Genomic DNA, 21,254 nt, shown 5'->3' with positions numbered 1-21,254 from the left:
GCGGGGGGCCAGATTAGGCGTATCCAGAGTTGGATTTTGGGGTGATCTGGAATGCCGCCATGACGAACGCGAACGCTCCGACCGCCGTTTACCCGCTTGCCCCGCTGCCGGCCAGCGCGCTCGAAGGCGTGCGCCGCCGCCGCATCGCGGCCTTGGGCCTCGACCTGATCTTCGTGACCGTGCTGTCGGTAGGACTGTGGCTGCTGCTGGGCGTGCTGTCGTTCGGCCTGCTGTGGTTCATCCTGCCGCCGCTGTTTCCCTTCGTCGCCTTTTTCTACAATGGCCTGACCATTTCGAGCTGGCGGCTGGCGACGCCGGGCATGAGGGCGATGGATCTGGAAATGCGGCTGGTCAATGGCGAGCGCGTTCCGTTCCTCTACGCCGCCGTTCACGCCGTGCTGTTCTACCTGTGCTGGACTTTTCCGCCGATCTTCCTGTTTTCGCTGCTTTCCGCCGACAAGCGCTGCCTGCACGACATGCTGGCGGGCGTGATCGTGCTGCGTCGAGTCTGAACGGAGGGCGGACTTGACGAGCGAACCGCGCGATCCCCCGCAATTCTACCTCACCTCGCCGGCGCCCTGCCCCTATCTTCCGGGCAAGGAGGAGCGCAAGGTGTTCACCCATCTCGTCGGGCGCCGCGCCGGGGCGCTCAACGACGCCCTGACCCATTCCGGCTTCCGCCGCTCCCAGACCATCGCCTATCGTCCCGCCTGCGAAAACTGCAAGGCCTGCGTGTCCGTGCGCATCCTCTGCGCGGAATTCTCGCCCAACCGCACCCAGAGGAAGCTGATGGCGCGCAACGCCGACCTCTCCGGCGACATCGGCCCGGCGCGGGCCGATGTCGAGCAGTTCCGGCTGTTTCGCACCTATCTCGATTCCCGTCATTCCGACGGCGGCATGGCCGACATGGCCATGCTCGACTATGGCATGATGGTCGAGGACAGCCATGTCGAAAGCCGCATCGCGCTCTATCGCCTGCCGCCGACAACGAACGGGCTCGACGCGGACCTTGAAACGCCGCCCGACGCGAAGTCTGGATCGCCGCTCGGCGCGGGGCTGGGCCAGCTCGCGGCGTGCTGCCTGACCGACGTGCTGGAGGACGGCCTGTCCATGGTCTATTCCTTCTACGACCCCGCCCTGCCGCGCCGTTCGCTCGGCGCCTACATGATCCTCGACCATATCGAAAAGGCCCGGGCGCTCGGCCTGCCGCACCTCTATCTCGGCTATTGGGTCGAGGGGTCGAGGAAGATGGACTACAAGGCGCAATACCTGCCGCAGGAAAGACTGGGGCCGGGCGGGTGGACGCGGGTGGGGTGAGATTTATCCCTGGCCAGAATCCGCCAAGCCTGTCGGCCAAGCCTGTCTGCCAAGTCTGTCCGCCAAGTCTGTCCGGTCAACGCGGCCCACAGCAAAAGCCCAAGCGCTTCAAAGCGGCACGCGCAAAAACACCGTGGCGCCTTGGCCGCGCGCGGATTCGATCTCAAGCGTGCCATGAACGAGCGCGAGGCGCTCCCTCATCCCGAGCAATCCGAGACGTTTCGCCTTGGCGTGAGACAGTTTCGATGGATCGTTCGCAAGGCCTTGGCCGTCGTCCTCGATGATGCAGATCACTTCGTTGTTCCTGACTTCCAGGATGATCCCGACTTGCCTTGCCCTGGAGTGACGCACGACATTCGTGACGGCTTCCTGCGCAACGCGATAGATTGCGCTCTCGACATCGGGCGGCAAGCGGCGGGCGCCCAGAGCCAGGTGCAGATTGAAGGTCAGCCCGCAATGCTTGCCCCATTCCGCGGCGAGCTGGCCAATCGCGGACTCAAGCCCCAGGTCATCCAGCTCAGCCGGACGGATTTCCCGCGCCAGCCGGTGCAATTCAACGCTCATGTTCCTGGTGACGTCCAACAGCGCGGCCGCGTTCCTGGCCAACGCGCATCCGGCGACCGGGCAGCTCTTGAGCGATCCGAGACCAAGTTGAAGCAAGGTCAGCGATTGGCCGATATTGTCGTGCAATTCGCGGGTGATGCGCCGGCGCTCGGCCTCCTGCTCGGAAACGATGGAGCCCAGGACATTCGACAGTTCGGCTTCGGCGAGGGCGCGCCGCTCGGTTTCAAGCTCGAGTTTGGCGATTAAAGCTCGGGTCTCGGCCAGTCGGCGCTCCATCTCGATGATGTTGCGCGCGTGGCGCGTGGCATAGCGCACCGCGCGATCGAGAATGACCGCATCGAATTCGCCTTTCACCAGATAGTCGTTGGCGCCGATTTCGGTCGCGGCGGCGTCAACCGCGGCGTTGCCATAAGCCGTCAGCAGAATGATGGGCTTCGTCACGCCCTGTTCGCGCGCGGTGCGGATAAGATCAAGTCCGCTGTCTGGACCGAGCTTGAAGTCGATCAGGTAGACATCGTGCTGGTCAAGCTGGAACGCGACGCGCCCTTCCGCCGCACTCGAAGCCCAGTCGAGATGGTAGAGCGGCGTTGATAGTTTCCGCAGCATGCGTTGAAGCGAGTGAAACTCGATCTCCGCGTCGTCGACGAGGAGCGCCTTGATCGTTCCCGCGCTCATGGCGGCAAGCTCTCCACCACCGGCAATGACGCCGTCACCATCCAGAAATGCCACAGCGACGTTATTTTTGCGACGTAGTCCGGGATGTTGGCCGGCTTGACCAGATAGGCGTTGATCCCGATCGAATAGGCCTCCGTGATGTGCTTCCGGCTCTCGGACGTCGACAAGGCGATGACCGGCAGATGACGCAGATTTTCGTCGGCGCGCATGATGCGGATGACCTTGCGTCCATCCAGGCGCGGCATGTTGAGATCGAGCAGAATCAAGGCGGGCGTCGGCGCGGACCCCTCGTCCGCATAGCGTCCGCGACGATTGAGATAGTCGAGCATCTGCTCGCCATCGCTCACGAAACGCAGATCGGCTTCGATTCCGGCGCGCGAAAACACCTCCTCGAGGATCATCTTGTCGAAGTTGTGGTCCTCGGCGACCAGCACGATGGGCGCGGCGTGCTCACGGTACAGGCTCATATCTGGCGATCCCGTCGGTCCGGACTGGGCAACGACAGGGTGAAAGCAAAGGCGGACCCCACGCCGGGCTGGCTTTGCGCCGTGAGGCTTCCCCCGTGTCGCTGCACGATCTTGCGGCAGATCGCCAGTCCCACGCCGGTGCCTTCGTATTCGTCCGGCCCGTGCAGCCGCTGGAACGGCTCGAAGATCTGTTCACGGTATTTTTCATCGAAGCCAATGCCATTGTCCTGAACGACGATCCGCACGCGGGGATGCTGTTCAGCGTTGGCGGGCAAGGACTCGAGCCCCGATTCGGCTTCGAGGCTTGCGCTGATGGCGATCCGCGGAGTTCGTGCGGCGTGGCGGTATTTCACCGCATTGGAAATCAGGTTCTGCAACAACTGGCGGACTTGACCGCCGTCGCACAGCACGACGGGCAGCGGCGCCGCCGTGATGATGGCGCGCGTGTCATCCAACACCGGCTTGAGATCGGCGAGCACGTCGGCCAGCGCCTCGTCCATGGACACCGGCGCAAACGGCCGCGTATCGCGGCCAACGCGCGAATATTCGGCGAGATCGTTGATCAAGGCCCGCAAGCGCCGCGACGACGCCTCGATTCCATCGACCATGGCGCTCAACCGGGCCCTTGCCTCCGGCGACAGCGAATCCTTGAGCAAGCCGGCGAAGGCTTCGATGTGGCGCAAGGGCTCCTTGAGATCGTGGGCCGCGACATAGGCGAAGGATTCCAACTCGTCGTTGCTGCGCGACAACTCGCGGTTGGCCCGCTCGAGCGCATCGGCGTTGCCGAGAATGACGTCAACGACCAGATCGCGGATTTCGACCGCCGCCGCGACCTCGTGGCTCCGCCACGGCTTGGAGCGGCCGCGGACGTCTTCGCGCCAGGCGTCGAACGAAGCCCGCGTCTGAAGCCGTCCGCCATGGGGACCGACCCGGACCGGCTTGTGCGGATCGCCGCCCCAGGTCACGGTCTGGGCCTGCTCCGGACGGAACCACAGCATCAGGGTCGAGGACACCCGGCCGAGCGGAACGGCGAGAACGCCGCTTGCGATATCGGTGTAGCGGGCCGCCTCGGCATAGCGGGTCGAGAAGCTGTCGGTCTCGAACACGTCGCGCGATTCGTTGCGCGCCAGCCACGCCACCAGGTCGAGGATTTGCTTGTCCGACGGCGTCGCGCCGAAGGTCGTGACGCCGTCGAAACCGCAAAGCGCAAACCCCGAAGCGCTCATCAGCGCGAGCATGTCGGCGCCGCTTCGGACCAGCCATTGCTTGAGATCGCGCTCATCGCCGAGTTCATGCAGCATCCGGTTCTGCATGGCGCGAACCTGGACGCTGTGGCGCACGATCTCGGCCTCGTCGGCGACGGTGATCTGCCAGGTCAGGATCTGCGCGATCAATTCGCAGGCCTGCCGGACCTCGAAAGGAACGAAACGCGGCAGGGTGTTGTGGCAGGAGATCATGCCCCACAATTGGCCGTCGCGAACGATGGAAACCGACATCGCGCCGTAAACCGCCATGTTGACCATATATTCCACATGAACAGGCGAGACGCTGCGCAGCACCGCGAAACTCAGGTCGATCGGTCCGCCGGTGACAGGGTTGAAGTCGGGCGCGAGCGGCGTCGGACGATAGCCGATATCGGGAATGATGCGGATCACGTTGCGCGTATAAAGCGCGCGCGACTGCGCCGGTATGTCGGACGCCGGGAAGCAGAAGTCGTACAGCGACGGAATGGTGTCGACACGGTCCTCGGCGATGACCTGGCCGCTCCAGTCCTTGGCGAAGCGGTAGATCTTGACCCGGTCGAAGCCGGTGAGGCGGCGCACCTCGCGGGCCGCGATCTCGCAGACCGTGGCGAGGTCGGTCGCTTTCTGCAAGCGACGGATCGCGGCGCGAATGCCGCGGAAGAACTCGGCGGACTCCTGTTCGCCGCCTTGCCGGGGTTCGAGCTCAAGCAGGGTCAAGCCGTCGTGGCGGTGGATGATGCCGTTGAAGGGTTGCGCGCCGGCGGTCGTGAGGACGTCGAGGCGGAGGGGATTGAACGCGGCAAGGTCGGCGCTGGCCAGGACCGCGGTCAAATCGGCGAAACTCCGGGGCGTCATGCGCGCCGACAGCGGCTCGCGGATGACCGCCTCGGGCGCGAGGCCCGTGAGCGCTTCAATATTGGCGCTGACCGAAACCGGTCGCAATTCGGGTTCGACAAACGCCAGCAGGAAGCCGTGCGGCTGAATGCTGCCGGGAATGTGGATCGGCTCGCGGTCGCAGTCGGTCAGATCGAGCGCGGCGCGATCTCCATAAGCGTCCGTCGGATTTGGCGGCGTGGGCGGTTGTTGTGAATGGGTCATGATTTCGGTCGATCCGGCGCGGGCGCCTTGGTCTCGGGCGGCGCCGCGAGCGTGAACCAGAATGTGGAGCCGAGGCCGGGCGACGTCTCCGCGCCCACCGATCCGCCGTGGCGCTGCACGATCTTGCGACAGATCGCCAGCCCGATTCCACTGCCTTCATAGGCGTCGGGGCCGTGCAGGCGTTGGAACGGCTCAAAAATCTGCTCGGCATATTTCGGATCGAAGCCGATGCCGTTGTCGCTGACGCAAATGCGGGTCGTCACGGCCCCCGTTCCATCGCCGCGGCGCTCGTCCTCGCGCCAGGCCGTTGCGAAGATGCGGATATGACAGGGACGGCCGGGATGGCGATATTTGACCGCGTTTGACAACAGATTTTGCAGCACCTGCCGCATCTGGTTGTGATCGCAATCGGCGACCGGCAGCGCATCGATCTCCACCGTCGCCCCCGCTTCGTCGATGCGCTGGTGCAGGTCGGCGACCACTTCCTGGGCTATTTCCTGCAACGAGGCCGGGGCCAGGGGCTTCGCCCGCCGCCCGACCTGGGAGAATTCGGCCAGATCGTTGATCAGGTTGCGCAGCCGCCGCGAAGAACTTTCGATCCCGCCGACCAGATTGCGCAGCCGCCCGTCGCCGATCGGACGGATGGATTCGCCGAGCATCCCGGCGAAAGCCTCGATATGACGCAGCGGCTCCTTGATATCGTGCGAGGCGACATGGGCGAAGGCCTCCAGTTCCTCGTTGCTGCGCGCGAGCTGGGCGTTGACGCGCTCGAGTTTTTCGGTGTTGCGCAAGATCACGCCGGTCACGAGATCGCGAATCTCGACCGCCGCCGCGATCTCGTGGCTCCGCCACGGGATCGCCCGGCCTCGGGTTTCCTCGGTCCATGCGGCGAAGGATTTGCGGGGACCCAGATGCAATTCGCCCTCGACATTGGTGACCGGCTTGTCGGGATCGCCGGCCCACCGCACCGTCTGCCCCACCTCGGGACGAAACCACAGCATCACCCGCCTTGGCGGCGAGCGCGACAGCGGCACGGCGAGCACGCCGCTGGCGACGTCGGCATAGCCGGCGGCTTCCGGAAAGATCGCGGACAGCCGGTCGGTTTGAAACAGTTCGGCGCCGCCGGTCCGCCCCAGAAAGCTCACCAGGTTTTCGATCGCGGCTTCGGGCGGCGTCGCGCCGAGCGTGGTGACGCCTTCGCGGCTGTGGAGGCAGAGACCCGAAGCGCCCATCAGCTCCAGCAGGGCCTCGCTGTTGCGCGCCAGCCCGGCGCGATGATCGTGCAATTGCTCGATGTCGCTGATCAGGCTGCGCTGGATCGCCTTGCCCTTCAGGGTCTGGCGCGAGACCGCCTCCTCCTCCATCACGCCGATTTGCCAGGCGAGGACCTGGGCGATCATTTCCGAGGCTTGACGGCCGTCGGGGCCAACGTGTCGCGGTTGGCGGTTGTGGCAGGCGATCAGCCCCCACAGGCGCTCGCCGCGCATGATCGAGATCGACATGGTTCCGTACATGCCTATATTGCGCATGTATTCGAGATGAAGCGGCGACACGCTGCGCAACACCGACAGGCTGAGATCGATCGGCTGTGCGGTCAGGGGATTGACGTCGGGAACGATGGGCGCCGGGCGGTAGGAGATGTCGGGAATGATGCGCAACGGATTGAGCGCATAAAGTTTGCGCGCCTGAACCGGAATGTCGGAGGGGGGAAAGTGCAGCCCCAAAAAGGAGGCGACCCCCTCGTCGCGATCCTCGGCGATCACCTGGCCGCTGAAATCGGAGGCGAACCGGTAGATCTTGACGCGGTCGAAGCCGGTGATCCCGCGCACTTCGCGCGCCGCCGCCGCGCAGGCGCTTTCCAGCGTCCTTGCCGCTTGCAGCCGTTTGATCGCGCCGCTGGTGCGGGCGAAAAAGGCGTGCGCGTCGGCGAGATCGCGCTCCGGGGGTTCGAGTTCGACGAAGGTCAGACCGTCGTGGCGATGGATGGAGCCGACAAATTCAGCCCCGCCGCCGCGCGCCAACCGGATCGGGACCAGCCACCCCACGGTGGCGCCCGACTCGCCCAGCGCCGCGCGCAGGGATGCGTCGCTGGCGGGGTCGAACACGTCGGCCAAGGACCCGCCGAGCACGTCATCGGGTCGAAACGGGGTAAATTGCGCAAGATTGGAACTGACATTGACGATCCGGAAGTTCTCTTCCGTGAAGGCGAACAGCAGCCCGTGCGGTTGAATGGCGCCGGGAATATGGATGGGTTCGCGGTCGCAATTCGTCAGGTCCACCGTATCCGGAGTCGGCCGGTCGTTCATCTCATTCTCGCGGTTGGAGGACGCGCTGGCTTTTACTCTGAACCTGACTGTGTTGTCCCCCTCGATTTCACTCGAAACAAGTCTTTGAACGCGCAAGTTTACAGCTCCGCGCAGGAGATTCAACGTTCTCGCCATGGTTGGTGATTTGAACCCGTCGCGCGGAAATTGTCGTCGCGGGAGGTCGTTCCGCTTGAGGTTCGCGTCGATGCAGCAAAACGCCGTGACGCATCGAGCGCGACCGCGAGAACCTGAAAAGCGAACGCGGCCTGTCGCCTCTTGTCGGGCGGGGCTGGCGCGGGTTTCATCGTCACGCCACACTGTGCATCGCGGTTTGCGCGGCGAGCAGGGTTGACGTCGTGTTTTCGAATGAATGATTTTTGGCTTGGTGAACGTAACGATCGCGCGGGACTGAAGTCGCAGCGTCGCGGGTCAGTCCGAGATTTTTTCCGGCGACGGCTGGCTCCCGTCCGGCGCGCGCGTCCTGAGTCCGGATTCCAGCTCCCGGATCGCCAATCTGACGTGCTCGACGGCCGCCGACGTCGCATCCGCGCCTTGCGCGCCCATCTTCAGTTCGGCGGCGGCATAGTGCAAATCGATGAAGGCGCGCTCAATCGCCGCGCGTAGCTTTTCTGACATGGTCGATCCGTCGTACAGACGCGACGCGCGCCGTGACACCAACCTTCGGGTTGTACCGGGCCGTTTGGTAAAAATTCGGTTTGCGGCGCGCCGGTCGGGCGTGAGCGGCGCCAAATCTCTTTTTGAACCGCTTTTCAAATTCTGTAGTCTCGTGGTCCAACGATGATCGGGAGGACAAAATGCATCTCAAGCTCGCGGGCGCCATTCTGGTCGGATTTGGCGCTCTGTGCGGCGCCAGCGGCGCCAGCGCCGAGACCGCCTCTGGAAAGCCGATCCGGATCTGGAACCTGACAGCCAGCGTTGTCACCGATTTTCGCCTGGCGAAAGCCGGCGGCAAGGATTTCGGACGGAATCTGACGCTCGAAGACGACGACAAGACCATCGAGGTCGACGAACGCCTGAAACTGCCGAAACTCGAACCCGGTGTTTACGACGCCAGGCTGACGTTGAAAGACGGTCGATCCTGCCGGTTGGAAGCCCTGAAGATCGACGCGGGCGCCATCGTCGGCATCGAGGAAAAGGATTTGCGCGACTGCGCCAAATGACATCCGGAGGCGCCAAGGGTTTCCAGATGTCGCTCAAGCTGCGGATCGACATTCTCATCGCGGTTCTACTTTTCCTCGGTCTCGCCGCCGATGTCGGCAGGATGGTGGTCGGCGCGGGGTCGCGCGCGGGCGCCGAAAGCGAGAGCATGACGCGCATCACCAGGGCGTTCATCACCTCCAGCCTCGCCAATCTGCCCGATGACGCCTCGGCCGCAGAGAAGCTGCGACAACTCGCGGCGAGCCTGACGCAGTTGCGCCATGTCCGGGTGAGCTTCTCGACCGACGCCGACGCGGTCGCGGCGGCGCAAGTGACGCCGGACGAGAGCCGGTTCGCCGCCCCCGCATGGTTTTATGCGCTGGTCGGCGCCCGCCCCGGCCTCGTCATTGTCCCGGCGATGCGCGACGGCCGGCGCCTGGGCGATTTCGTGATCGCGGCCGATCCCGCCGACGAGGTCAACGAGGTCTGGCAGGATGTGAAAAGCCTGGGCGCGACAGGCGGACTGATCGTGCTCGCCATGGTGTTCGGCGCCAGCCGGATCGTCGCGCGCACGCTGAGCCCGCTGCGAAACTACAGCCGCGCGCTGGGCCGGTTGAAGGATGGCGATTATTCCGTGCGCGCGCAAGCGCGCGGCTCGCCCGAATTCGTCGATCTCTGCGCCAAGCTCAATGCGCTGGCCGAGGAGCTCGGCCGCCTGTCGCAGGACAATCGCGACCTCTTCCATCGCCTCATGACGGCCCAGGAGGAGGAGCGCAAGACCATGGCGCATGAGTTGCACGATGAAATCGGCCCGCATCTGTTCGCCCTGCGCGCCAATGCGGCCGTCGCGCGCGCCGCATTGGCGGCGGCCGGATCGCCCGAGGCCGCCGAACGCGCCGCCGCGATCTGCGGCCAGATCGAGGCGTTGCAGGACACCAACCGGAGGATTTTGCGCCGCTTGCGCCCGCCGGCGCTCGACGATCTCGGCATCGGACCGGCGCTGCATAGTCTGATCGAGGGCTGGCGCGAGACCCAGCCGAATGTGCGGCTGGAGTTGCATCTGCCGGAGGGCTTCGAGATCGGGGACGCGGCCCAGCGGCTGACGGTCTATCGCCTGGTCCAGGAGGCGCTCACCAATGTGTTCCGCCATTCGGGCGCAGGCCGCGCCGAAATCGCGCTCGCGCGCGACGCGACGGAAAATGTTTCCGTGCGGGTCGAGGACGACGGCGCCGGTCTCGCCCCGGACAGCGCCGCCGGCCTGGGCCTCGCGGGGATGCGGGAGCGCGTGCGCGGTCTGGGCGGCCGGGTCGAAATCGGGCGCGGCGCGCTGGGCGGCTGTCGCGTGGAAGCCGTGATTCCCCAACGAATCCTCACGAACACCGCGCCCTGAGCTCTCGCGCCAAGCTTGTTCACGCCGTTTACAATAGAGCTACAGTATCTCCTTCAGGATTTTTTCCCGAACACACCGGGAGCCCGTCCCGAAGCGCGCTTCTTCTGTCGCCATTTTACAATAGTTGTCTGAAAAACTTTGAAAAACCCTCTCACAACGCTTTTGGACAATTGCCAGCCGCTGGCGAAGACGCTTAAGTCCGTGGTGTGGGATCAACGATCAGTTGGCGCGCGCGGGCGAGACAAACTCGCCCCGAAGGGGGAGTGGGAATGAAGCGTATCAGCCTGTCAGTCGCAAGCGTGCTCATCGTTTTGGGCGTTCCCGGCGTCCAAGCGGAACCCGTCGTGGCGCTGCCCGACATCAACGTCACCAGCGATACGCCCATCGCGCCGCGCCGCGCGCAAGTCGCCGCGCCCACATCTGTTGCCGCGCCGGGGCCTGTCGCCGTCCAGCCGGTCGATGCGGTCATCGACAGCCGTCCCGCCAACACCACCCACATCGACGCGGCGGCGATCCAGCGCGCGGGCTCGTCGCAGATCGGCGACGCGCTCAACCGCGTCGCGCCGAGCGTCACGCTACAGTCTTCTTCGGGCAGCCCGCTCTCGCCCGACATCGAGTATCGCGGCTTCGTCGCCTCGCCCACTTCGGGAACGCCGCAGGGTCTCGCCGTCTATCAGAATGGCGTGCGCGTCAACGAGGCCTTCGGCGACGAGATGAACTGGGAGCTGATCCCGACCCTCGCCATCGCCTCGATGGATCTCGTGCCGAACAATCCGGCCTTCGGCCTCAACGCGCTCGGCGGCGCGCTCAACGTCAGGATGAAGGACGGGTTTTCCTACCAGGGCGGCAAGTTCGACATTTCCGGCGGCTCCTACGGGCGGGTGCAGGCGGGGTTCGACTATGGCCAGCAGTTCGGTCAGTTCGCGCTCTATGGCGCGCTGGAATATTTCCACGACGATTTCTATCGCGCGCACGGCGACACCAACGCGCGCCGTTTTTACGGCGATCTCGGCTATCGCAACGATGGCAATGAGATCCACCTCAACATCGCGCTTGCCAATTCAGGCCTCGGCGTCGCCGGCTCCTCGCCGATCGAGATGGTCCAGCAGGATTGGTCGCGGACCTACACCACGCCGCAGACCACGGCCAACCAGATGGGCATGGCCAATCTCACCGGCCAGTTCACCCTGTCGCCGACCTGGACTCTGAGCGCCAACGCCTATGTCCGCCGCTTCGTGCAAAACCACGTGGACGGCAATCCCAGCGACGCCGCCGCTTGCGCCGCCGGCGGCGACCTGATCTGCTTTGGCGACAACGCGACCCCCGCCAACGGCTTGAACGGCCAGCAAATCCAGAACGCCGCGCTTTACAGCGCAGGGGGCGACGGTCTCATCGGCGAGATCGACCGCACCAGCGTGGCGACCACCAGCCTCGGAACCGCGTTCCAGCTCAACAATTCCGACCGTCTGTTCGGCTTCGGCAACCATTTCAGCTTCGGCGCCTCGTTCGACTATGGCATGACCTCGTTCGCCGGTTCGGCGGAGCTGGGCGTCGTCAATCCGGACTATACGGTGACCGGCGCCGGGATTGATCTCGGCCCGTCGGGTGTCTCCGCCGGCCCGAGCAGCGTCCACACCATCAACCGCTATCTCGGCGTCAACGCGCTCGACGCCTTCGACGTCAACGACAGGCTGACGATCACCGCCGGCGCGCGGCTCAATCTCGCGGCGCTTTCGCTGTTCGACCAACTGGGCGGCTCGGCCTCCGGCGAGCATCAATATAACCGCGTCAATCCGCTGGTCGGCTTCACCTACAAACTCACGCCCGAGCTTCAGGCCTACGGCTCCTACGCCGAATCCAACCGCGCCCCGACGCCGCTGGAGCTGGCCTGCGCCGACCCGCTGCATCCTTGCGTCCTCGCCAGCTTCCTCGTCTCCGACCCCGCCCTGAAACAGGTGACGGCGCGCACTTTCGAGGCGGGCCTGCGCGGACAGCACGATTTCGGCCCCTATGGCGCGATGTCCTGGAAGCTCGGCGCCTTCCACACGCGCAGCGACAACGACATCTACAATGTCGTCGATACCGCGATGACGGGCTTCGGCTACTTCACCAATGTCGGCGCGACGCTGCGCCAGGGCGTCGAGACGCAACTGAATTACAAATACAAGGATGTGACGCTGCGCGCGTCCTACACCTATATGTACGCGACGTTCCAAAGCGCCTTCCAGCTCAATTCCTTGGCGCCGTCCTATGTCGCGGCGGGCGGCGTCGAGAACGTCACACCCGGCAATGAAATGCCGATGATTCCGCGCCATCGCATCAAGGTTGGCGCCGATTGGGACATCACCCCGAAGGCGACGATCGGAACCGATCTGCTGTTTGTGGGCGCGCGGCGCTATGTCGGCGACGAGGCCAACCAGAACGCCAAACTGCCGCCCTATTTCACCCTCGGGCTGCACGCCTCCTACAAGGTTCTCGACAATGTCGAGGTTTACGCGCGGGGGGAAAACGTGCTGGACCGCCGCTACGCCCTGTACGGGACCTATTTCGACACCAATGCGCTGTATGGAAGCTTCTCCGATCCGCGCAGCGTGACGCCGGCGCAACCCTTGTCGGTCTATGGCGGCGTGAGGGTCGCCTTCGACGCGCCGACGGCCGCGCCGGCCGCCGTCCTGGCGAAATATTGAGACGCGGCCTGACAGAAATCTTACAAATTTCTACCGGCCGCGTGACGCTTTCGCAACGGATGGAGCTTACAAGGAGACAGGGTGCGACAGAACGCCGCAGCCGAAACCTTGGGAGTCGAAGATGACGTGGACGGTTCCGGAAGCTTGCGAAGTGTGCGTCGGGATGGAAGTCACCAGCTACATGTCGGCTGAAATCTGATTTTTAGCCATTCCTCCAGTGGCCAGCCCGGGCGTCCGAGAGGATGGTCCGGGCGTTTGTCTTATTGCGGGATGATAGAAAAGCATTTGGGAGGGGGCATGTCGATCAGATGGGTTTTGGCCGCCGCGCTTTGCCTGCTGGCCGCGCCGCTGGCCGCCGCGTCGGTGGGCGAGACGGTCGCGGATGAACTGGGCACGCTCAATCCCGAGGAGCTGACCGTGCAATACTGGGCGGCGCGGTCGGAGGAAGGCCGGTTCGATCCGGGCATGTGCATGTACGGCTATCCCATCGCCAAAATGGGCTGGCATGAGCCGGCGCGAAAAATTTTCGAGCGCTGCGCCGAACACGGCAATCCCTACGCCATGCCCTGGGCGGCCTGGACCGAGGAGAACGGCTATGACCGGCCGTCCAACCCCGTCGCCGCCGCCGAATGGGACAAAAAACTTGCGGAAACCGGCTCCGCGCTGGGGCAGTTGAATTACGGCCTCGACGCGCTGCGCGGTCATGGCGTGGCGCGCGACCGCGCTCTGGGCAAGGCGCTGGTGGACCGCGCGGCGGCCGCGGGCGAACCGACGGCAAAAGCGCTGGTCGCGGCCGATTACGATCCGGAAGCGGTGACGCCGACCGCCGATCTCGCCCATTATCGTCAACCGCAGTTTTGAGGTTTCCCATGCGCGTCGCCTGTGTTGTTCTGCTCCTGCTGTCCGGCGCGGCGCACGCCGAAGATAATGAGATCGGCGAACTCAACCCCAACCAGTTGAGCGTGGATTATTACGTCGGCAAGGCCGGCGCGGAAAAACTCGATCCGCATCTGTGCGGCTATGGCGTTTTCATGGACAAGACCGGCCAGCACGAGGAAGCGCGCAAGATTTTCGAGCGCTGCGCCAATGAGGGCAACGACCTCGCCATGCCCTGGATGTCCTATATGGAGGAGAATGGGTTCGAGCGGCCCGCCAATCCGCTCGCGGCGGCGGAATGGGACCGGCGGCTGGCGGAAAAAGGCTCCTCGCTCGGCGCGTTCAACTATGGGCTGGACCTGTTGCGTGGGCATGGCATCGCGCGCGACGAACAGCAGGGCCGCGCCATGATCGACCGCGCGGCGGCGGGCGGCGATGTCACGGCCAAGGAATTGATCGCCCACGGCTACGATCCCGAGGCGGTGACGCCCGGCGCCGACCGCGCCCGCTACCGCGCGCCGCAGTTCTGAGGGCGTTTCCTCTTCCCGCGTAGGGACGTCCCGTCTTTCGACGGGCTGCGCGGGGAGAGGGCGCCCGCCCATATGCGCTCGGTTAAGCGCTGGCAGGCTGCGGCAACAGCCGTGGACCGCCCTCGTGCTTCGAGACGGCTCCTTCGGAGCCTCCTCAGCATGAGGGCTACTCGATTGATTCCATTGGGCCCCTCATGCTGAGGAGGCGAGCAAAGCTCGCCGTCTCGAAGCACGAGGAGACCAACCCACGAAGTTCTCAGCAGTCACCAAGCTTAACCTAGCGCCCATGGGGCGCCCGCCCCGTCAGGACGCGGGCGCGTCCTCCCGCTGTTCCTGCGCGCCGGCGACCCGCACGAAAATCCTGCCCTTGAAGGTCACGCTTTCGAGCTTCAATCCCGCCTTGTCGTCGCTGGCGTCGGAGCGCAGTTTCAGCACGCCGTTCTCGACGCTGACGCCGAGCGCCGCATAGGCCGCCGACATCATCCGCGACGCCGCGCCTGAATACCACGCCCAGCCGCCCCGGCCCTCGTAGCCCGGCCCGTCATAGACATCCGCCGGCTGCTGGTGTGGCGGCAGGCCGTAAATGTCGATCTTTTCCGGCGCGGTTTTGGTGAGCGGCGACAGCGACAGCCAGACTTCCATGGCGCGGGAGAAATATTGCGCCGCCTGCGCGGACTCGCCCTCGGCGGATGCGCGCTCGCCGAGCCGCGCCAGCGCGTCCACGAACCAGGACGAGCCGTGGCTGTATTGCCCGCCGTTCTCGCGCACGCCGGGCGGATAATCCGCGCTGCGGCCCGGGAACGGTTTGGAGGTCTCGTCATAGGGGGGAGTCACCAGCAGCACGCGGTCGCCCTTGTCGAGTTCGGCCAGCGCATGCTCCAGCGCCTTGCGGCCGCGCTCGCCCTGCGCCGCGCCGGACAAAGCCGGCCAGGCGGCGGACATGGCGCCGAGGCTCAAGAATTCCGCGCCGTCGTCGGCGAAGGCGCGGACATAGCGGTCGCCGCGCCAGCAGGCGTCGAGCGCGAAATGCAGCACGTCGGCGCGGGCGGAATAGGACTCGGCCAGCTTGTCCTGCTTTTCCGCCCGCAGCAGGGCGGAAAACCGGATCAGGGTGTCATAGAGGAAGAAGCCCATCCAGGCGCTCTCGCCCTTGCCGCGGAAGCCGACCAGATTCATGCCGTCGTCCCAGTCGCCCGCGCCCATCAGCGGCAGGCCGTGGCCGCCGAAATGCGCCAGCGTGCGCTCGATGGCGCGGCGGCAATGTTCGAGCAGAGTCGCCGTTTCCGGCGAGGGCGTCGGCGCGATCACATGGCCTTCCACGCCATCCGGCACCGGCGCGCCTTCGACGAAGCCGACCTTTTCGTGCAGGATCGCGGTATCGCCGGTGGCCGCGACATAACGCAGCGTGACATAGGGCAGCCAGAGATGCGGATCGGAGGCGTGGGTGCGCTCGCCCATGCCGACGCCGCCGTCGGGGGCGTTGTGCCACCATTTCAGCACATCGCCCTGCACGAATTGCTGGCTGGCGTGCAGCAGGATCTGGCGGCGCGCGATTTCTGGCGCGCGGGCGACGAAGGGCAGCACGTCCTGCAACTGGTCGCGATAGCCAAACGCCCCCGACCGCTGCGACGGGCCGGTGCGGCCCCACAGCCTTGCGGTGAGCGCCTGATAGGGCAGCCAGTCGTTGACGAGACGGTCGAAGTCCGGGCTGTTGGTTTTCACCCGCAAGGTCGAGAGCAGGTTGTTCCAGAACGTGTCGAGTTGCGCGCGCTTTTCGTCGGCATAGCCGAGCGTCGCCGCGCGGCGGGCCAGAGCCTGCGCGGTCTCGAACTCCCGCGCCGCGCCCAGCGCCACAACGATACGAACCGAGGCGCCCGGCGCGATCGCGACATCGCCCGCGAAACCGGCGGCGCGGCGGCCGTCATCGATCGCGCCGCCATCGGCGTGGCCATGTTCGGCGAGGAAGGGCACGCGGGGATTTCTGGTCTTGCGCCCCAGGATTTTCGCGCGCGACATTTCGAAGCTCTCGACGTCGAGCGAAACGGCGGCGAACACCCAATCCTGCACGAACGGGTTCTGGCCATTGTGGAAATACAGCGCCTGTCCGTTGTCTTCGGCCTGCGTCTCCAGCGCGCCGACCGAGTCGGGCGGGGTTTCCGCCAGCACGATTTCCGCCACCGACGCGACGCGATAGATTTGGCGGCGGTCGGTGTTGTTGGTCAGCGTCAGAACCTGAAGCTGCACGGCGTCATCAGGCGCGACGAACACCTCCTGGATCAGATCGAGCCTCGGGCTTTTGGCGGTGAAACGCGCGGCGCCCAGGGTGAATTCGGCGTCATAGTCGGTGTCGGCGCGCCGCCACGGCAGCAGGGTCGCGCCAAAAACATCTCCGGTCTCGCGCTCGACCACATGGATCGCCTGCGCCGGCGGGGCGTTGCGGCCCTCGCCGATGCGGAACGGGGTGACGCTGTTGGCGCGGGCGTTGCGGAAAAACGAGAAGATTTCGCCGTCATGGGTGACGACCGCGCCGAAACCGGCGGGATTGGCCAGCACATGCGAATAGGGACGCGGCGCGCCCGGTCTTGTCTGCAGCGTGCGGCCGTCCTCGGAAAAGGCGAAGCGTTCGCCCGCCGGCGTGATCGCCGGGGCGAGCTTGCGGCGCCGTGCGAAAATGGCGTCGAAATTTTCCGGAATGTCGGTGGCGAACGCCCGCGCCAGCGCGCGCGCCGCCGCATGTTCGTCCTCGGCCCAGCCGTCGGCGAACAGGATTTCGACAAAACCGTCGCCGGGAAGATCCACTTCGATCAGCAGAGCCGCGCAGGGATCGAAACCGTGCAGCAGGCCTTCGTCGGCGGGATCGCGCAGGTTGAGGTTTTGCAGCAGCGCATCGGGGTCGCGGCGCTGGCCCAGGCCGAAAAAGCGGGCGCGGACATCCTCGTAGCCAACCAGACGCACGCCCTCCCGCTCGTGGACGCCATGGAAGGCGGTCTCGCGCGACAGACGCTTGGAGGCGAAATCGCCGGTCTGGTTCTTGAGCAGGCGGTTGCGGAAAAGAATAGCCCCGAGTCCGCGCGTAAAAGTCGTGCCGACATGCAGCGCATTATAGGCGGCGTCGCGGCGCTCCACCCCGCCCTCGTTCATCACGAGGTCGCGATAGCTGCAAATGCGCAATTTGCGCGGCAGCGCGCCGGTGTTGGTGATTTTGAGCCGCGTCAGCGCCATGGCCTCGGCCTCGACCATTTCAATGCGCGTCTCGCATTTCAGGCCGTCCCTTTCGCCGCGCGCCTGCGCCAGCATCGGCGACAGCGCCTCCAGCGGGCCGAACCCCTGCCCGGTCGGCTCTTGCGTGAGCGACCAGATTTTGCGCGCTTCCTCCGTCTGTTCGAGGAAGTAGAAAAACGCGCCGCGTGGAAAAGTGGGATCGTCCGGCGCGCGCGTCATGTCGATCGGCGACCCGCGCCGCGCCGCGCTCTCGACGCGATAATGGCCCTCGCCGCCCGCCCAGAATTCCAGCGTCAGCAAGCCGTTGCCGATGCTTTCGCGGGTCGTGGCGGGTTTCGCCCTTGGCCGCGTCAGCAGAAACACGCCAAGGGCGGCGGCGACGCCGAGCGCGGCGAACGCATAGCCGAGCACGAGGCCGACCAGCGGCGGGGTCGGGGCCTTGGCCGCGATTTCCGCCGCGCTCCAGGCCTTGTCCCAGGCCGGGCCGCGCGGGATGTAGAAGGGAATCAGCAGCGGCGCCCAGGTGCCGAAGCGCCTGATCGCCTCGGGAATGGCGCGGGAATGGCCGCGCGCGCCGAGAAAGCGGGCGGAGGCCTCGTCGGCCATGTCGCCGCCGACGAAGGAGAGATTGACCAAAGTGGCCACGCGCAGGCCCATGTGGTCGAACCAGATCAGCACGCGCAGCCAGTCATAGGTGAGCAGCGCGGTGAAGATCGACAGGCTCCAGTCGGCGAACGAGTCCGGCGACTGGGTAGCGCTCATGGCGGTGGCGACCACCGTGCGCACCAGGCCGTCCTGATTGTACCATTGCGGATCCGGCGCGACTTTCAGGAAGGCGTAGATGATCGGCGCCATCCACAGGCCCCAGCGCAGCACCACGATGGCGTTGTCGGCCAGCCCGCTCATGCCCTCGGCGCTGAAAAGCTTCTTGATCGGCGCCGTGCTGCGCGTCAGCAGCGCGGTGAGGACGAACAGGTTGATGCTGAACAGCGGCGCGGCGAAAATCCACTGGATCACGCCGGAGAGCGATTCGAGATAGAACAGCTTTACGCCGCCGGCGACCACGCCGAGGTCGGTCGCGCCCCATTTGGAGAAGAACGGCGTGATGACATAGTGGCTTTCCGGACGGCCGGCGGCGAGGTAATTCACCGCCACATGCTCGCGGAAATGGGCGAGCACCACATCGAGTTGGCTCTGGTCGAAATACCAGGAGATCGCGCCGCCGAGAATGCCGCCGAGCAGGACGCCCAGCGCATAGGGCCGCCACGGACGCGGGCGGCCGCGCAAGCCGGCGGCGATGTCGGCGATATCGGCGTAGAGCAGCGCCGCCACGTAGGAGGCGGCGCCGATGGCGAAGCCGAGACCGAAGCGTTCGAGGGCGTCGGCGGCGGGCAGCGCGTGCGCGAAGCCATAGAACATGCCCGCGCCGGCGACCGCGCCGGCGGCGTAATTGGGCGTGGCGCGATAGGCCGCCAGCAGGCGCCGGGGAAACGGCGGCGTGGCGTCGGTCGATTCCAGAATGGCGCGCCCCATCGGGAACAGCAGCGCGCCGAGCAGGGCGGCGCCGACCCCCGACGCCGCCTGCCCGACGCCATCGGCGCCAAGTCCGAGCGTCGCGGCCAGGGCTTGCGGGGCATGCGCCAGCGCGGCGGCGGCCAGCAGCAGCGCCATGAACACGCCGCCAAACATGGCGCCCTTTTCGGCGCCGGAGCGCCAGGTCGCCGTGAGGCGCGAGGCCACCGGCGGCGCCCCGTGCAAAATATCGCCGAGCACGGAGGTGACGAGATAGACCTCCGCCCACAGGCCGGCCTGCGCCAGCGCGGCGGCCAGCGCGGCCAGCAGGATGTCGAGCGGCGCGACGAGATGCGCGATGAAGGCGGTCGAGCCGAGTTCGGCGACGATCGGCGTCGCCGCCGCGATGAGGGCCGCGACCAGCAGCAGCGCGTGGAGGCGAGAGTCGTGAGAAGCGCGCCGGCCCATGGCCAGACCGGCGCCGAGCACGAAGGCCTCGTTGACGACGAACAGGGCCAGGCCGCGCAGGATGGCGAGCGCGAACGACGCGGGCAGCGGCTCGAACGCCCGCGCCGCCGCATCGAACAGGGGCGAGCCCAGCGCCAGCAGCAGGTTGAACACGAACGGCAGCGCCAGCAGCGCGAGCCCGACGGCATAGGGCGCGCGCCGGCCCTCGCGCGAGAGGCCCCGCAGGGCGACGGCGAAATACAGGGTGATGGAGATGCCGGCGCCGACGGGCGTCATGCGGAACAGATCGAGCAGTTCGACCGGCGCCGCCCAGAGTTTGAGCTGCGGCGCGCAGGCGAGGCCGAAAGCGAGCAGCGCGCCGGCGTCGAGCGCCAGAAAGCCCAGGCGCTCGCGCTTGCCGGTGACGGCGATGGCGAAGCCCTGCAACGCCAGCGCGCCCAGCGCGGCGGCGAGCGCGGCGTTCTCGACGCCGCCCTCCACGGACCGGCTCAAGGCCAGCGCCAGCGCAAAGGCGCTGAACAGCCGCAGGGCGCCGCTCAAAGCGGGAAGAGGAAGTGTGGAAACGCTCGCCATATCGCCGCCCGAGTCGAATCGCCGGAAGACGCGCCCGGCCGGAAAGGAGGCAGATGATTAAACAGGGTCGGTCAAACATTCAACCGGCGCCTTCTGGCGGGAGAGGGAGAAGGCCTTGCGCGCTGGGTTAAGCGCTGGCAGGCTGCGGCAATAGCCGTGGACCGCCCTCGTGCTTCGAGACGGCTCCTCCGGAGCCTCCTCAGCATGAGGGCTACTCGATTGATTCCATTGATCCCCTCATGCTGAGGAGGCGAGCGAAGCTCGCCGTCTCGAAGCACGAGGGGATCAACCCACGAAGTTCTCGGCAGCCACCAAGCTTAACCTGGCGCATATTGGGAGACAGCCTTGCGCGCGAGGCGTTTCGCAGCCTAAAAACGGCCGTGGCGCCCTTTGCGTCCAGAAACCGGGCGCGCGATGTCTCTGCTGCTGATCTTTCTCGCCGGCCTCGCCGCCGGATTCATCAACGCGCTGGCGGGCGGCGGGTCTTTTCTCACCTTTCCCGCGCTGATCGCCGCCGGACTCTCCCCCATCGCCGCCAACGCCACCAGCACCATCGCGCTGTTCCCGGCCCAGGTCGCCACCACCTTCGCCTATCGCGCGACGCTGCGGCAGTCGCTCGACGATCCCCGCATCGACGGCCACAAGCTCGCCGTGATTTCGCTGGTGGGCGGTTTTTTTGGCGCCGTGCTGCTGCTTTCGACCTCGGAACAGGTTTTCGCCAGGCTGGTCCCCTTCCTGCTGCTCGGCGCCACACTCGTCTTCGCCTTTGGCATGGGGATGCCCAAGCAGACCGAAAAACCGCTGCTCGGCGCCGCCGGCGTGCTGACTGCGCAGGCGTTCGTGGCGGTTTATGGCGGCTATTTCGGCGGCGGCATCGGCATTCTCATGCTGGCGGCGCTGACGCTCTATGGCCTGCGCGACATCGTGCTGATGAACAGCCTGAAAATGGCGCTGGCCACGCTGATGAACCTGACCGCCACCGGCGTCTTCCTGTTTTCCGGCAAGATTTTTTGGGCGGAGGCGGCGGTGATGGCGGTCGGCTCCATCGCCGGCGGGTTTCTGGGCGCTCATGCGGGATCGCGGATCAAGCCGCTTTATGTCAGGATTTTCGTCATCTGCGTCGGGCTGGCGCTCAGCCTGTATTTCTATCTGAAAACCATGTGAGGT

Annotated in this window: 15 protein-coding genes; 9 read left to right on the top strand and 6 right to left on the bottom strand. The window is 65.8% G+C overall.

Annotated elements, in window-relative coordinates; genetic code table 11:
• The first annotated feature begins 59 nt into the window (after nucleotides 1-59).
• Both CCR94_RS22520 and CCR94_RS22515 read left to right on the top strand, forming a co-directional pair.
• On the top strand, nucleotides 60-512 hold the full coding sequence (locus tag CCR94_RS22520; RefSeq protein WP_104510610.1) for an RDD family protein: 453 nt from the start codon (nucleotides 60-62) through the stop codon (nucleotides 510-512).
• Nucleotides 513-525: 13 nt separating this feature from the next.
• Nucleotides 526-1,317 carry an arginyltransferase gene (locus tag CCR94_RS22515; protein ID WP_104510522.1) on the top strand — a complete coding sequence of 264 codons (792 nt, stop codon included), beginning with the start codon at nucleotides 526-528 and terminating at the stop codon, nucleotides 1,315-1,317.
• 108 nt (nucleotides 1,318-1,425) lie between these two features.
• On the opposite strand, the gene CCR94_RS22510 is transcribed toward CCR94_RS22515, so the two are convergent.
• The 5 genes from CCR94_RS22510 to CCR94_RS22490 form a co-directional block, all read right to left on the bottom strand.
• Nucleotides 1,426-2,556, bottom strand: a complete 1,131-nt coding sequence (locus tag CCR94_RS22510; protein ID WP_104510521.1) for a hybrid sensor histidine kinase/response regulator — start codon at nucleotides 2,554-2,556, stop codon at nucleotides 1,426-1,428.
• On the bottom strand, nucleotides 2,553-3,023 hold the full coding sequence (locus CCR94_RS22505; protein WP_104510520.1) for a response regulator: 471 nt from the start codon (nucleotides 3,021-3,023) through the stop codon (nucleotides 2,553-2,555). The genes CCR94_RS22510 and CCR94_RS22505 overlap by 4 nt, the downstream gene beginning before the upstream one ends.
• Nucleotides 3,020-5,365, bottom strand: coding sequence for an ATP-binding protein (locus tag CCR94_RS22500; protein WP_104510519.1), 2,346 nt, complete (start codon nucleotides 5,363-5,365; stop codon nucleotides 3,020-3,022). Before CCR94_RS22500 ends, CCR94_RS22505 begins: the two co-directional genes overlap by 4 nt.
• On the bottom strand, nucleotides 5,362-7,671 hold the full coding sequence (locus CCR94_RS22495) for an ATP-binding protein (protein WP_104510518.1): 2,310 nt from the start codon (nucleotides 7,669-7,671) through the stop codon (nucleotides 5,362-5,364). The genes CCR94_RS22500 and CCR94_RS22495 overlap by 4 nt, the downstream gene beginning before the upstream one ends.
• Before the next feature lie 429 nt (nucleotides 7,672-8,100).
• Entirely contained in the window at nucleotides 8,101-8,307 is a 207-nt protein-coding gene (locus CCR94_RS22490) for a hypothetical protein (RefSeq protein WP_104510517.1), read from the bottom strand.
• Nucleotides 8,308-8,486: 179 nt separating this feature from the next.
• On the opposite strand from CCR94_RS22490, the gene CCR94_RS22485 reads away from it, so the two are divergent.
• From CCR94_RS22485 to CCR94_RS22460, 6 genes are all read left to right on the top strand, one after another.
• Nucleotides 8,487-8,852: a hypothetical protein gene (locus CCR94_RS22485; protein ID WP_104510516.1), complete on the top strand. Its 366-nt coding sequence runs from the start codon at nucleotides 8,487-8,489 to the stop codon at nucleotides 8,850-8,852.
• Entirely contained in the window at nucleotides 8,849-10,219 is a 1,371-nt protein-coding gene (locus CCR94_RS22480) for an ATP-binding protein (RefSeq protein WP_104510515.1), read from the top strand. The genes CCR94_RS22485 and CCR94_RS22480 overlap by 4 nt, the downstream gene beginning before the upstream one ends.
• 269 nt (nucleotides 10,220-10,488) lie before the next feature.
• On the top strand, nucleotides 10,489-12,906 hold the full coding sequence (locus CCR94_RS22475; RefSeq protein WP_104510514.1) for a TonB-dependent receptor: 2,418 nt from the start codon (nucleotides 10,489-10,491) through the stop codon (nucleotides 12,904-12,906).
• Nucleotides 12,907-13,027: 121 nt separating this feature from the next.
• On the top strand, nucleotides 13,028-13,105 hold the full coding sequence (pqqA, locus tag CCR94_RS26725) for a pyrroloquinoline quinone precursor peptide PqqA (RefSeq protein ID WP_104469644.1): 78 nt from the start codon (nucleotides 13,028-13,030) through the stop codon (nucleotides 13,103-13,105).
• Between the two features lie 98 nt (nucleotides 13,106-13,203).
• Nucleotides 13,204-13,767 carry a tetratricopeptide repeat protein gene (locus CCR94_RS22465; RefSeq protein ID WP_206605888.1) on the top strand — a complete coding sequence of 188 codons (564 nt, stop codon included), beginning with the start codon at nucleotides 13,204-13,206 and terminating at the stop codon, nucleotides 13,765-13,767.
• Between the two features lie 8 nt (nucleotides 13,768-13,775).
• On the top strand, nucleotides 13,776-14,312 hold the full coding sequence (locus tag CCR94_RS22460) for a tetratricopeptide repeat protein (protein ID WP_104510513.1): 537 nt from the start codon (nucleotides 13,776-13,778) through the stop codon (nucleotides 14,310-14,312).
• Between the two features lie 303 nt (nucleotides 14,313-14,615).
• On the opposite strand, the gene CCR94_RS22455 is transcribed toward CCR94_RS22460, so the two are convergent.
• Nucleotides 14,616-20,087 (bottom strand): GH36-type glycosyl hydrolase domain-containing protein, encoded by a 5,472-nt coding sequence (locus CCR94_RS22455; protein ID WP_104510512.1) that lies wholly within the window; start codon nucleotides 20,085-20,087, stop codon nucleotides 14,616-14,618.
• Nucleotides 20,088-20,501: 414 nt separating this feature from the next.
• Here CCR94_RS22455 and CCR94_RS22450 point away from each other — a divergent pair, with 414 nt between their 5' ends.
• A complete protein-coding gene (locus CCR94_RS22450; RefSeq protein WP_104510511.1) occupies nucleotides 20,502-21,251 on the top strand; it encodes a sulfite exporter TauE/SafE family protein in 750 nt (249 codons plus the stop codon).
• Nucleotides 21,252-21,254 lie beyond the last annotated feature (3 nt).

Source organism: Rhodoblastus sphagnicola (assembly GCF_002937075.1).
GTDB classification, from domain to species: domain Bacteria; phylum Pseudomonadota; class Alphaproteobacteria; order Rhizobiales; family Beijerinckiaceae; genus Rhodoblastus; species Rhodoblastus sphagnicola.
The sequence above is the reverse complement of the archived record's forward strand: the minus strand, read 5'-3'. Positions and strand labels throughout refer to the sequence as shown.